The sequence below is a fragment of the Providencia sp. UF-224 genome (genome assembly GCF_058245955.1).
The window spans coordinates 366,693-379,822 of sequence record NZ_JBSICC010000001.1 but is presented as its reverse complement, the minus strand read 5'-3'; the positions used below and the strand labels follow the sequence as shown (position 1 = coordinate 379,822).

The 13,130-nt window shown below is 42.1% G+C and carries 11 protein-coding genes; 9 read left to right on the top strand and 2 right to left on the bottom strand.

The genetic code is table 11. The features are described 5' to 3' along the window. The first annotated feature begins 30 nt into the window (after positions 1-30). On the top strand, positions 31-1,860 hold the full coding sequence (locus AC4IFO_RS01890; protein WP_490731363.1) for an SLC13 family permease: 1,830 nt from the start codon (positions 31-33) through the stop codon (positions 1,858-1,860). Positions 1,861-2,040: 180 nt separating this feature from the next. Continuing rightward, positions 2,041-2,580 carry a phenylacetic acid degradation protein gene (locus AC4IFO_RS01885; RefSeq protein ID WP_490731361.1) on the top strand — a complete coding sequence of 180 codons (540 nt, stop codon included), beginning with the start codon at positions 2,041-2,043 and terminating at the stop codon, positions 2,578-2,580. Positions 2,581-2,646: 66 nt separating this feature from the next. On the opposite strand, the gene yfbR is transcribed toward AC4IFO_RS01885, so the two are convergent. Further along, complete coding sequence (gene yfbR / locus AC4IFO_RS01880) at positions 2,647-3,228, bottom strand: 5'-deoxynucleotidase (RefSeq protein ID WP_353243165.1); 582 nt, start codon at positions 3,226-3,228, stop codon at positions 2,647-2,649. 202 nt (positions 3,229-3,430) lie between these two features. On the opposite strand from yfbR, the gene AC4IFO_RS01875 reads away from it, so the two are divergent. Beyond that, complete coding sequence (locus AC4IFO_RS01875) at positions 3,431-3,859, top strand: hypothetical protein (RefSeq protein WP_490731358.1); 429 nt, start codon at positions 3,431-3,433, stop codon at positions 3,857-3,859. A gap of 256 nt (positions 3,860-4,115) precedes the next feature. Here AC4IFO_RS01875 and AC4IFO_RS01870 read toward each other — a convergent pair whose 3' ends face one another. Beyond that, positions 4,116-5,330, bottom strand: a complete 1,215-nt coding sequence (locus AC4IFO_RS01870) for a pyridoxal phosphate-dependent aminotransferase (RefSeq protein WP_206082353.1) — start codon at positions 5,328-5,330, stop codon at positions 4,116-4,118. 803 nt (positions 5,331-6,133) lie between these two features. Here AC4IFO_RS01870 and AC4IFO_RS01865 point away from each other — a divergent pair. The 6 genes from AC4IFO_RS01865 (at position 6,134) to nuoF (ending at position 13,089) form a co-directional block, all read left to right on the top strand. Further along, positions 6,134-7,057 (top strand): LysR family transcriptional regulator, encoded by a 924-nt coding sequence (locus tag AC4IFO_RS01865; RefSeq protein WP_490731356.1) that lies wholly within the window; start codon positions 6,134-6,136, stop codon positions 7,055-7,057. A 1,112-nt stretch (positions 7,058-8,169) separates the two neighbouring features. Further along, positions 8,170-8,613 carry an NADH-quinone oxidoreductase subunit A gene (locus AC4IFO_RS01860; RefSeq protein ID WP_206082351.1) on the top strand — a complete coding sequence of 148 codons (444 nt, stop codon included), beginning with the start codon at positions 8,170-8,172 and terminating at the stop codon, positions 8,611-8,613. An 18-nt stretch (positions 8,614-8,631) separates the two neighbouring features. Beyond that, positions 8,632-9,306, top strand: coding sequence for a NuoB/complex I 20 kDa subunit family protein (locus tag AC4IFO_RS01855; protein WP_004912254.1), 675 nt, complete (start codon positions 8,632-8,634; stop codon positions 9,304-9,306). A gap of 74 nt (positions 9,307-9,380) precedes the next feature. Beyond that, positions 9,381-11,183 carry an NADH-quinone oxidoreductase subunit C/D gene (gene nuoC, locus AC4IFO_RS01850; protein ID WP_374447138.1) on the top strand — a complete coding sequence of 601 codons (1,803 nt, stop codon included), beginning with the start codon at positions 9,381-9,383 and terminating at the stop codon, positions 11,181-11,183. Positions 11,184-11,185: 2 nt separating this feature from the next. Continuing rightward, positions 11,186-11,734: an NADH-quinone oxidoreductase subunit NuoE gene (nuoE, locus tag AC4IFO_RS01845; RefSeq protein WP_004912250.1), complete on the top strand. Its 549-nt coding sequence runs from the start codon at positions 11,186-11,188 to the stop codon at positions 11,732-11,734. After that, a complete protein-coding gene (gene nuoF, locus AC4IFO_RS01840) occupies positions 11,731-13,089 on the top strand; it encodes an NADH-quinone oxidoreductase subunit NuoF (protein WP_206082348.1) in 1,359 nt (452 codons plus the stop codon). Before nuoE ends, nuoF begins: the two co-directional genes overlap by 4 nt. Positions 13,090-13,130: the final 41 nt, after the last annotated feature.

Below are 13,130 nucleotides of genomic sequence, written 5' to 3'. Positions count from 1 at the left end.
CAATGTTTTTTTTCGTCGAAAGGGGATATTTTGAACGGAGAATTGCTGTGGGTATTAACCCTCCTGTTGATAGCGATTGTTCTTTTTACCACGAATAAAGTCCGCATGGATGTGGTGGCGTTATTGGTAATTGTTGCGTTTGTACTCAGCGACACCTTAACGTTAGAGCAAGCGACTTCAGGTTTTGCCGATCCGAACGTGTTATTAATAGCCGCATTGTTCGTTATTGGTGATGGTCTTGTTCGCACAGGGATCGCATATCAAATGGGGGATTGGCTTGTTCGCGTTGCAGGAAGTAGCGAGAGCAAGATGTTGGTCTTTTTGATGCTAACGGTGGCTGGGCTCGGTGCTTTCATGAGCTCAACAGGCGTTGTGGCTATTTTTATTCCTGTGGTACTGAGCGTTGCTGCGCGCATGAAAACATCGCCAAGCCGGTTGATGATGCCGTTGGGCTTCGCGGGGCTTATCAGTGGCATGATGACCTTGGTTGCTACGCCGCCAAACATGGTGGTAAATAGCGAATTAGTCCGTGAAGGCATCAAAGGTTTCCAGTTTTTCTCCATTACCCCTATTGGTATTCTTATTCTACTGGCTGGCATTGCTTACATGTGGCTGACACGTCGCTGGTTAGGCAGTAATGAGCCCGATAAACTTCCTGAACGCTACCGCCGTACCTTCCGTGATTTAATCCGTGATTACAAGCTAACTGGCCGCGCGCGCCGTCTTGCTATTCGTAAAGGCTCTCCGTTAATTGGCCATACCCTTGATGAACTGCATTTACGTTCACGTTATGAAGCCAACGTAGTGGGGATAGAGCGTTGGAGAAAGTTTCGCCGCGTGATGGTCAGCGCGACAGGGGGAACGGAGCTGCGTGAACGCGATGTTTTACTGGTTGATATATCGGTAAGTGATGATGATTTACGTCTATTTTGTAGTGAACAATTGCTTGAGCCAATGATTTTACGTGGGGATTACTTCTCGGATCAGTCTCGCGATGTGGGGATGGCTGAAGTGTCCATGAACCCAGACTCTGAGTTACTGGGTAAAAGTATACGGGATATCAAGTTTCGTACACGATATGGCTTGAACGTTGTTGGTATTCGCCGTGACGGTAAGGCCTTGGATGGTAAGCTAGTGGATGAGCCGCTGCGCCTCGGTGATATTTTGCTGGTGATCGGTGATTGGAAGTTGATCCGTATTTTGTCCACTAAGCCGCGTAACTTTATTGTGTTGAACTTAGCGGCAGAAGTTGAAGCGGTCGCCCCTGCGGCTTCACAAGCTCCTCATGCTCTATTTTGCTTAGCATTGATGGTCGCCATGATGGTGACCAATGAAATTCCTAACTTTATCGCAGCATTAATCGCATGTTTGCTGATGGGGAAATTTCGCTGTATCGATATGGAAAGTGCCTATAAATCAATTCACTGGCCAAGTATTATCTTGATTGTTGGGATGATGCCTTTTGCGCTCGCGTTGCAAGAAACTGGCGGGATAGCCCTTGCGGTTGATGCATTAATGAAAATCGCGGGCGGTTTAGGTCCTCATGTGATGCTACTGTGTTTATTTATTCTGTGTGCCACGATTGGCTTGTTTATCTCAAATACAGCCACTGCGGTATTAATGGCACCAATTGCTATTGCTGCGGCGCGGCAAATGGAGGTTTCTCCTCTGCCTTTTGCGATGGTAGTGGGCATTGCGGCATCTGCGGCCTTTATGACGCCAGTCTCTTCACCTGTAAATACCTTAGTACTCGGTCCTGGTGGTTATAAATTCTCTGATTTCTTAAAGATTGGAGTGCCATTTACGATTATCGTGATGTTTATCAGTATTGCGGTTATTCCTCTCCTTTTCCCTTTTTAAATAACAGCCCTAATCAATAGCGCTGTTATTTATCACTCATAATATGGGTAATTGTAATGAGCTTATTTGCTTTAATTCAGCTTAAGTTAAATTAAGGATAAGTCTGATGTCACTTATCATGCATTCATTTTTATAATTAAAACTATTAATTAAATTAGCCTTATTTCCTGAGAACTTAGAATGCATATTATCATTGCTGCGATTTCAGCACTAGCTGCGCTTGTTTGGGCATTACACTCATTACAAAATTCAGGTGTTGATCTTAATTCGTTTAATCCATTTACCTGGGCTCGACGCAGAAAGTGGCAAAAACAATACGGCACAAAACCGATTTATAATTTATCGACAGCGACGGACGCCGCCGCTGCCATTATTGTGGGAACATTAAAGCAAGAGGGGGAAATTTCCCGAGAGCAAAAACAAACGGTTATTGACTTATTTGCTTCTAATTTTAACTTGGGAAATCAAGAGGCAATGGATTTGTTTGCTTCATCTGCTCACCTCGTGCATAACGAAATAAACTTCGAACACAGTATTCCACATATCCTTAAATTAAGTATCAAACAATTCACGCCATCAATGATAACGACATTTCTTTCGCTATTAGAACAGGTTGTTGAATTAGAAGGCACGCCTACAAAAATACAAGCTAATATTATTGAAAGAGTCGGTATTGAATTTAAAAAATCGAATAAAAATAAGATTGGTTGGAAAAATTAAAACTAATTTACACCGTATAAATAAAGACCCATGTTATGGGTCTTTATTATGTTTAATTCGAAGGGGTTAATTACTAATTTCATCTAATGAAAGCGTAAAACCCGGAACGAATTTTTCCATAAAATAATCCATTTCTGGGCTTTGTCTTTCGGCTAACATTTTTTCAAGGCGCTTTTTAGCTAATTTAAATTCACTATTTCCAGCCGATAACTCTTCTAAGCATTTTAAATAAGCGCATAAGGAATCGGCTTGTTTAACAATAAAATGTTCTTCTTCAGACTGTAAGTCCTCAATAATGAGTTCCCGAAAGTCACCTTGTAACTCTTCAGGTAACATATCCAGTAATTTTTGTTGGGCAAATTTTTCTATTTTTTTGTATTCATGTGCAATTTGCTGATTATGGTATTTGATTGGTGTCGGTAGATCCCCTGTGATGACTTCGCTAGCGTCGTGATACATAGCAAGCAAGGCAATGCGAGAGGCATCGACATTCCCGCCAAATTTTTTATTTTTGATGATAGCGAGTGCATGAGCGACCATTGCGACTTGCAGGCTATGTTCGGAGACATTTTCCGTTCGGACATTGCGCATGAGTGGCCAACGGTGGATAAGTTTCATTCTGGCAAGGTGTGCAAAAAAGTAGCTCATAAGACCTCATAAACAGCGGTAAACAATAGGTAAATTATAACGTGTCTAAGCGCAGAGGGGTATGCATTTATGACAAGTTATCGTTTAAAGAATGCCTGAGTATAGGTATTTAGCACTGTTAATAAATAATATTTAATTTAATGAATGGCTAAGTATTATCTAGCCTATCATGAATATATTATTAAACACTAAAGGGGGGGATATGGTTGATAACGATCATAGAAGAAAAGGGTTTGTTTCTATAGAAAATTATTGGGGAGAAGAAGTAAAATCAATCTCTGTAGAACATAAATCGGGAAATATAGAGAAAACAGAGGGATTTGTTGAAAATATCAAGCACGGTGAAAAGATAGATGGCGTATTTCATTTTTATTACCAAACGGGGTTGTTTTCACCTGAGAATACGTGGTCTGTATCTGTATTAACGAATAATGGTGATATTTATAAGACTGAAGGCTATTTCTCCTGTTCAATTACAGATTCGGATGAAGGTGTGACGGTTATTGGAATTAATGGTGATGCTAAAACAGTCTATGTTACTTTTCCTGAATCGGGAAGTTGTTCTAAAAAACTAATACATGCAAAACACAATTCTATATTCGATAATCAATTAGAGAAGTACATGAGATAACAATAAAGTTATACTTATTATTGTTTGATTTGGCTGTGTTAATAATTATAATGGAAAATCATTAAGTAAATTTCCAAGGAATTTTATGAAATACTTTCCTTTTATATTATTAGGTTTTTTTCTGGTTGCAGTATATATAATTTCCATTATTTGATAATCAAAAAAATACATTCTTTTAATGATGAGTCGATATTGAATATAAAAAGCCTCCGTAATAGGAGGCTTTATTGTGATTAATACTAATCTAAATTGGAGGTTATTGGCGATAACCTTCAAGGAAACGGCCAAATTTATTAATTGCCATTTCAAGGTCGTCAGCGTAAGGCAAAGTCACAATCCTAAAATGGTCAGGCTCAGGCCAGTTAAATGCGGTACCTTGCACTAATAACACTTTTTCTTGCAATAGCAAGTCTAGGATCATTTTTTGGTCATCGTGGATATTAAAACGTTTAATATCAATTTTCGGGAACATATACAGTGCGCCTTGCGGTTTCACACAAGATACACCAGGAATTTGATTAATAAGTTCCCATGCACGATTACGTTGTTCGTATAGACGCCCACCCGGTTGAATAAACTCGCTAATACTTTGGTAGCCACCGAGTGCAGTTTGAATCGCATGTTGCATTGGAACATTGGCACACAAACGCATAGACGCTAACATTTCTAACCCTTCAATGTAGCTTTTTGCGTGTTTTTTCGGGCCATTAAGTACCATCCAACCTTGACGGAAACCCGCTACACGGTAGGTTTTTGATAAACCATTGAATGTAATCGTTAATAAGTCAGGCGCTAATGCCGCAATAGAGTGATGAACGGCATCATCGTACAGAATTTTGTCGTAAATTTCGTCAGCATAGATAATCAGGTTGTGTTGGCGAGCCAGCTCAACAATTTCTAATAGCAAATCTTTGCTATATACCGCACCCGTAGGGTTATTTGGGTTAATGACGACAATACCGCGGGTTCTTGGGGTGATTTTGCTACGAATGTCTTCGATATCCGGCATCCAGCCTTGTTGCTCATCACACATATAGTGAACCGCTTTCCCACCTGAAAGGGAAACGGCCGCCGTCCAAAGTGGATAATCAGGTGCAGGCACTAACATCTCATCGCCATTATTAAGCAATGCTTGCATCGCTTGGACGATCAATTCAGATACACCATTACCGATATAAACATCTTCGACCGTCATTTCGTGAATACCACGTGCTTGGTAGTGTTGAACGATGGCTTTACGGGCAGAATAGAGACCTTTAGAGTCACAATAACCTTGAGAGCTAGGCAGGTTGCGCAACACATCGACAAGAATTTCGTCAGGGGCTTCAAAACCAAACGGTGCCGGGTTACCAATGTTCAGCTTGAGGACTTTGTTGCCTTCCTCTTCTAAGCGCTTAGCTTCTTTTAATACGGGCCCACGAATGTCATAGCAGACATTATCGAGCTTGCTGGATTTAGTTAAATTATTCATTGTTCTCTCATTACCCTAACGGGATTTCTTTGGTAGGGGGACCGGCTCTCTTACCTTACTGTACTCCTCCCTCAGAAGCTTTTGAAGATGCAAGGTTATTTTTGGTGTAAAAGGTTGGTTAAAGTATAAATGTGATGTTTGACATCTTATTATCTCACATAGGTTGATTCTATGTGCTATTTAGCGTACTTAGAATGAATTAATATTCCAATAATATTGCGTGTTTTGGTGTGTAAGTATGAAAAAAAGTAAAAAATGACAGTTGAACTAAAAAATTGTATCAAAATGTAATATTGAGGCTAGATTCGTAAATTTAGACATAATTTTCACCTCATATTGCGTGTTTTTTATATTTTTTTAGGCTTTTTTGTTAGTAATATTGATTGTTTCTCTCACTATTTTTTAACTTAATGTGCGAGCTTTTATTTTAACTAGTTGAAAAGAAAGTAAATTTATAAATGATGAAATGAATTTTATAATGTGCTTACATTAAAATAATTGTGATTACATTAAATATGTTACTATTTAGTCGAGCTTTATAATGGGTTTCTTGAATCAAGTTCTATAAAAGAATACGTTTTTTGTTAAACCTATTTTTGTTTTATTAGTAGTACTCTGGGTTGTCGGCATTGATGTTATTCGTTAATAACAGGCTGGCAGTATGCAGATAAAAGTAGTAGAAGTCATTGCAAATCTAAGGATTAGAGATGCACTAGCTTATAATAGTTATAAATTAAATCGCTGATTCTCATGGAGGAGAGCAGAACACCAGGTAACATAAATATTATATAAGAGAATGAACGATGATAAATTCCAATCGTCCCATCATGAACCTAGATCTGGACTTGCTGCGTACATTCGTTGCAGTCGCTGATCTAAACACATTTGCAGCCGCAGCGGCAGCAGTGTGTAGAACGCAGTCTGCGGTTAGTCAGCAGATGCAACGTTTAGAGCAACTTGTCGGTCGTGAGCTTTTCGCTCGTCATGGGCGTAATAAACTCCTCACTGCACATGGATTACAATTATTGGGTTATGCAAGGCAAATATTGCGTGCTAACGATGATGCCACGGCCTCATTAACGTATAATGATGCGGATGGTGAATTACGCATCGGTGCGTCTGATGATACCGTCGATATTCTGTTGCCATTCTTACTGAATCGAATCGCTTCTGTATATCCACGTATTGCCGTTGAAGTGCGTATCAAGCGTGCGCAATTTATTGAATCTATGCTGGATAACCATGAAATTGATCTAGCGCTAACAACGGCAAGAATTAGCCATCACCCAAAAACGGCATTAAGAACTGTCCCAGTGTTATGGCACAGTGCCCCTGATTTTCAATTGCGCCATAATGAGCCAATTCCATTAGTGGTGATGGATGAAACTAACCCATATCGTAAATTGTGTACTAATGCATTGGATGATGCAGGCCTCGCTTGGCATGTTGCTTATGAAGCTGCATCCTTGCCAGCAGTACGTGCCGCAGTGACGGCTGAAGTTGGTGTTACTGCTCGCCCAATGGAAATGCAAAATGCGGATTTACGTATTTTGAATGAAACGGATGGATTACCGCGTTTACCTGATATTCAATACTGGCTATATAAAAATGCGGATGAGCAGAAAGACTTTGTTTTGACTGTCTTTAGTGCCATTGAAAACAAAAAAATTCCTTATGTTGCAACATCAGCGAGTGAACTGGCTGAGGGCAATACAGAAACTAATTAGTCAGTTAAAGTTAATCGTTTCAAGTGAACGTTAGTCGCTCACTGCAAACAAACAACATAATGATTAAACGGCAATTCCAAATTTTTATGGGATTGCCGTTTTTTTTGTCTGAATGTCTGCTTTGAAAGTGGAGGGCGAAAGCGCTTCATAATCTAATTATTTTCCACAAAAGCAATGTGTGTCTTAATTCAAAGTAATATATCGCCTAAAGCAATATTCGCTGGGTTAAGATGTAACCACACTAAGGCTATGGAAATGGTATTCTTTTTTAGATGTACCTATCTATAGATAAAGATGCTTAGTAACTGAAACGATTATTTCATATTGTTGTGTTAAATTTTCAATAATGGAGAAGACGTATAAGAAATCATTTTAAAACTAGGTATAAATATTGAGCAACGGTTATTAGAAATCGTTATCAAGTTCAAATTTATCATTTTTTTATCGATTTCAGTACACAAAACCCGCAATTAACCACTTAATAAGTATGGTTAAATGTTGAAGACCATGAAATAATTGTGATGTAGCTGGCAGAACCAGAATTTCATTTTTTGGTTAACGATTTGTTACGCTATTAACAATCTTTTTTTGCTGGATTGATAAAATAGCGCTGCATTGTCAGCGAGTTAGTTCAACTATTGAGTAAAAAAGCGTTACAGTTTCTTAAAGTTAAATTGAACGCCATGTAAACAAATTGAGTACTTTTTCAATAAATCTGTGCGTTAGATCAAATAAAAAGCGCAATTTTTCATCTGTTAAGACAGGTTTTTCCTGCGATAATGGTGTAGTAAAAACGAATAATCAGTTAAACTAGTTTGAGTGTTTACTTGTGTTTCATTACACTGACACGTTTTAGCAGATCATGAGTACTTTTTGTTGTTTTAATGTTTTTTGAGTGTGAAGTTTTTGTAACAAATACGGGTTATTTTACCTAATTTGGGTAAAGTAAATTGTAATGAGAGAGGACAAACCAAACGCAGTCATCGGACTGATTTATGTTTGGTGATGATTTTTGGTCTTTCTTCTCGATTAACTGGGCAATTGTGGTGCAATACTGCCGTGTTGTTAAAAAGAGCAGTTTACGCACCATAAGTAATGAGTAAGCAACGAGTATGTCTACATCAATCCTAGCGTTAGCCCATAACTGGGCGTTTGCGATATTCCTTATCGGCACTATCGGTCTTTGTGCTTTCATGTTGGTCGCAGGTCACTTCTTGGGTAGCCGCGCCAAAGCCAGAACAAAACATGTCCCTTATGAGTCAGGTCTTGATTCGGTCGGTAGTGCACGTCTTCGTATGTCAGCTAAGTTCTACTTAGTCGCCATGTTCTTCGTTATCTTCGATGTTGAAGCCATGTTCTTATTTGCATGGTCAGTTGCCATCCGCGAAGCCGGTTGGGTAGGCTTCATCGAAGCCGCGATCTTTATTCTGGTATTGTTGGCGGGATTGTTTTATCTGGTTCGCGTAGGAGCATTGGATTGGACTCCAGTCCGTTCCCGCGGAAAAGTGAAGCATCCTAGTGAAGTTATTAAAATCAGCAATCGTCATCCGCAGTAAAAAGCGAGGCATTATACAATGGATTATACGCTCACCCGCATAGATCCGAACGGTGAGAACGACCGTTACCCACTGCAAACTCAGGAAATCGTTACCGATCCACTGGAGCAGCAAGTTGAAAACAGTGTGTACATGGGGAAACTTTCTCATGCACTTCACGATGTGGTTAACTGGGGGCGCAAAAACTCTCTATGGCCATATAACTTTGGTCTTTCATGTTGCTATGTAGAAATGGTAACTTCGTTCACGGCTGTTCATGACGTAGCCCGCTTTGGTGCGGAAGTACTTCGTGCTTCACCTCGTCAAGCCGACTTCATGGTTGTAGCAGGAACCTGTTTCACAAAAATGGCGCCTGTTATTCAACGTCTGTATGACCAAATGCTCGAACCGAAATGGGTTATCTCCATGGGTTCATGTGCCAACTCTGGTGGCATGTATGACATTTATTCTGTTGTACAAGGCGTCGATAAGTTTATCCCTGTGGATGTGTATATCCCTGGTTGCCCACCGCGCCCAGAAGCCTATATGCAGGCTCTGCTTCTGTTGCAAGAATCTATCGGTAAAGAGCGTCGTCCGCTCTCTTGGGTCGTTGGAGACCAAGGGGTTTACCGTGCCAATATGCAATCAGAAAGAGAAAGAAAGCACGGTGAACGTATCGCAGTGACTAACCTGCGTACACCAGACGAAATTTAAGGCTTAAAGCCATACAGCGTAACAGAGCAATGTTGTTGCGAAATAATAAACCTGATCAAGCGTTATGGTGAAGAATGATGACAGATCAGATAGCGCAAGCGAGTAGTAACCAGCCAGGATGGCAGACACAGGATCATTTAAATGACCCTGTGCTTCTGGAACTGCGCAATCAATTTGGGCCGGATGCCTTTTCTGTTCAAGCAACCCGCACTGGCATGCCAGTGATATGGGTTCGTCGTGAACAATTACTGGAAGTAGTCGATTTTCTTAAGAAATTACCGAAACCGTATGTCATGTTATTTGACTTACACGGGGTAGATGAGCGTCAACGAATTCACCGTCAAGGTCTGCCAGAAGCAGACTTTAGTGTTTTCTACCACATCATCTCCATCGACCGTAACCGCGATATCATGTTAAAAGTCGCTCTAAATGAGAAAGACTTGAACGTGCCTTCTGTGGTTTCACTGTTCCCAAATGCTAGCTGGCATGAGCGTGAAGTGTGGGATATGTTTGGGATCACCTTCCAAGGTCACCCAAATCTGCGCCGCTTGCTGATGTCGCCAAACTGGGAAGGTCACCCACTGCGTAAGGATTACCCTGCGCGTGCAACTGAGTTCGACCCCTTTGTTCTGACAAAACAGAAACAAGATCTGGAAATGGAAGCATTAACTTTCAAACCAGAAGAGTGGGGCATGGCGCGTGGAAATGAAAACGAAGATTTCATGTTCCTGAACTTAGGGCCAAACCACCCATCATCACACGGTGCGTTCCGTATCGTATTGCAACTTGATGGTGAGGAAATTATCGACTGTGTGCCTGATATCGGTTACCACCACCGTGGTGCTGAGAAAATGGGTGAACGTCAGTCATGGCACAGCTACATTCCATACACTGATCGTATCGAGTACCTCGGCGGTTGCGTGAATGAAATGCCATACGTGTTAGCCGTTGAAAAACTGGCTGGCATCGAAGTGCCTGACCGCGTGAAAACCATTCGTGTCATGCTGTCTGAGCTATTCCGTATTAACAGCCACTTGCTGTACATCAGTACTTACATCCAAGACGTCGGTGCAATGACACCGGTATTCTTTGCGTTTACTGACCGTCAAAAAGTGTACAACGTGATTGAAGCTATCACAGGCTTCCGCATGCACCCAGCTTGGTTCCGTATCGGTGGTGTTGCACACGATTTACCACGCGGTTGGGAAAAACTGCTGCGTGAGTTACTTGACTGGCTGCCAAAACGTTTAGAATCCTATGTTACGTCAGCACTGAAAAACTCCATCTTAAAAGGCCGTTCGATTGGTACAGCAATGTACAACAAAGAAGAGGCACTGGCATGGGGCGTAACGGGTGCAGGTTTACGTGCAACAGGCGTTGATTTTGACGTGCGTAAATGGCGTCCATATTCAGGCTACGAAAACTTTGAGTTCGATATTCCAATCGCGCACAACGGTGACTGTTATGACCGTGTGATGATCAAAGTGGAAGAGATGCGCCAGAGTATCCGTATTCTTGAGCAATGCTACAAGAATATGCCAGAAGGCCCATTCAAAGCCGACCATCCACTGACGACGCCGCCACCAAAAGAGCGTACGTTGCAGCACATTGAAACCCTGATTAACCACTTCTTGCAAGTGTCTTGGGGCCCTGTGATGCCTGCGAATGAATCATTCCAGATGGTTGAAGCCACGAAGGGTATTAACAGCTACTACCTGACCAGTGATGGCAGCACCATGAGCTACCGTACACGTATTCGTACCCCGAGTTATGAGCACTTACAGCAAATTCCTTCGGTGATCAGAGGTAGTTTAGTTTCAGACTTAATCGTCTATCTGGGTAGTATCGATTTTGTAATGTCGGATGTGGATCGCTAACCATGCATAATGAACATAACGAAAATGAGAAGCACAACGAGCTCAATGTCGTGAATGTGTTTGAACCGCAAGTCAATCATGGCTTTGTCTTAACTGAGAAAGAGCGTGAAGAGATTGAAGGTGAGAAACACCATTACGAAGATGCGCGTGCTGCCTCAATTGAAGCACTGAAAATTGTGCAAAAAAACCGCGGTTGGGTTGAAGACGGAGCTATCCATGCGATTGCTGACGTCTTAGGCATCCCAGCCAGTGACGTTGAAGGTGTGGCCACATTCTATAGCCAAATCTTCCGTCAACCAGTGGGTCGCCACATTATTCGCTATTGCGACAGTGTTGTTTGCCATATTACAGGTTATCAGGGCTTAGAAGCTGAAATCATTAAACAGCTGAATATTCGCCCGGGTCAAACAACAGCTGATGGCCGCTTTACCTTGCTGCCAACCTGTTGCTTAGGTAACTGTGACAAAGGTCCAACGATGATGATCGATGAGGACACGCACAGCTACGTACAGCCTGAAAATATTCAAAAATTACTGGAGCAGTATCCATGACAAATTCTGTTAATCCAGTGATCCGTACTGCCGAAACTCATCCTCTAACATGGCGTTTGCGTGATGACAATCAGCCTGTTTGGTTAGATGAGTATCGCAGTAAAAACGGATACAAAGGTCTTGAGCGTGCGCTCAAAGGCATGGCACCCGATGAAGTTGTGAATCTCGTAAAAGACGCTGGCCTGAAAGGGCGTGGTGGTGCGGGCTTCTCAACAGGTCTGAAATGGAGCCTGATGCCGAAAGACGAAAACATGAAACTGCGTTACTTCTTATGTAATGCGGATGAAATGGAACCGGGTACCTATAAAGACCGTCTATTGATGGAGCAACTGCCTCACCTGTTAGTTGAGGGGATGATCACAGGCGCTTATGCACTGAAAGCTTATCGTGGTTATATCTTCCTGCGCGGTGAATATGTTGAAGCAGCGCAAAACCTGCGCCGCGCCATTGAAGAAGCCAAAGCGGCGGGTCTGTTAGGTAAAAATATTCTCGGTTCTGGATTCGATTTCGAACTGTTTGTGCATACCGGAGCTGGGCGTTATATCTGCGGTGAAGAAACTGCGTTGATTAACTCCTTAGAAGGTCGTCGTGCAAACCCACGTTCTAAACCACCATTCCCTGCAACATCAGGTGCTTGGGGCAAACCAACTTGTGTAAATAACGTCGAAACTATCTGTAACGTGCCTGCAATTTTAGAGCACGGTGACCAGTGGTATATCGATTTAAGCGCAGGTAAGAGTAAAGATGCCGGCACGAAACTGATGGGCTTCTCAGGCCGAGTGAAAAACCCGGGTCTGTGGGAATTACCGTTTGGTACTACAGCGCGTGAAGTCCTTGAGGACTATGCGGGTGGGATGCGCGATGGCTTGAAATTAAAAGCATGGCAGCCGGGCGGGGCAGGGACAGACTTCCTGACCAACGACCACCTCGACTTACCGATGGATTTCGAAAATATTGCTAAAGCAGGCAGCCGTTTAGGTACTGCGCTGGCAATGGCGGTTGATCATGAAATCAACATGGTTTCGTTAGTGCGTAACTTAGAAACCTTCTTTGCACGTGAATCATGCGGTTGGTGTACGCCATGTCGTGATGGATTGCCGTGGAGCGTGAAAATTTTACAAGCACTGGAAAAAGGCGAAGGCCAACCGGGTGACATCGAAACATTAGAGCAACTTTGCCGTTTCTTAGGTCCGGGTAAAACCTTCTGTGCTCACGCACCGGGTGCAGTCGAACCGCTGCAAAGTGCCATCAAATATTTCCGTGATGAATTCGAAGCGGGTATCTCGCAAAAAGATCTGCGTAATTTAGTGCAGATTGCAGGTATCCAGCCAAACCTGCTGAAGCAGCGCTGGTAATCGTTTCGCGATTGAGCAACCGCGAACGAGATTTTTCACGA

Coding starts and splice junctions, on each gene's coding strand:
- AC4IFO_RS01885 (WP_490731361.1), top strand. CDS start 2,041: ATGCATATTATCATTGCTGCGATTTCAGCACTAGCTGCGCTTGTTTGG.
- yfbR (WP_353243165.1), bottom strand. CDS start 3,228: ATGAGCTACTTTTTTGCACACCTTGCCAGAATGAAACTTATCCACCGT.
- AC4IFO_RS01875 (WP_490731358.1), top strand. CDS start 3,431: ATGGTTGATAACGATCATAGAAGAAAAGGGTTTGTTTCTATAGAAAAT.
- AC4IFO_RS01870 (WP_206082353.1), bottom strand. CDS start 5,330: ATGAATAATTTAACTAAATCCAGCAAGCTCGATAATGTCTGCTATGAC.
- AC4IFO_RS01865 (WP_490731356.1), top strand. CDS start 6,134: ATGATAAATTCCAATCGTCCCATCATGAACCTAGATCTGGACTTGCTG.
- AC4IFO_RS01860 (WP_206082351.1), top strand. CDS start 8,170: ATGTCTACATCAATCCTAGCGTTAGCCCATAACTGGGCGTTTGCGATA.
- AC4IFO_RS01855 (WP_004912254.1), top strand. CDS start 8,632: ATGGATTATACGCTCACCCGCATAGATCCGAACGGTGAGAACGACCGT.
- nuoC (WP_374447138.1), top strand. CDS start 9,381: ATGATGACAGATCAGATAGCGCAAGCGAGTAGTAACCAGCCAGGATGG.
- nuoE (WP_004912250.1), top strand. CDS start 11,186: ATGCATAATGAACATAACGAAAATGAGAAGCACAACGAGCTCAATGTC.
- nuoF (WP_206082348.1), top strand. CDS start 11,731: ATGACAAATTCTGTTAATCCAGTGATCCGTACTGCCGAAACTCATCCT.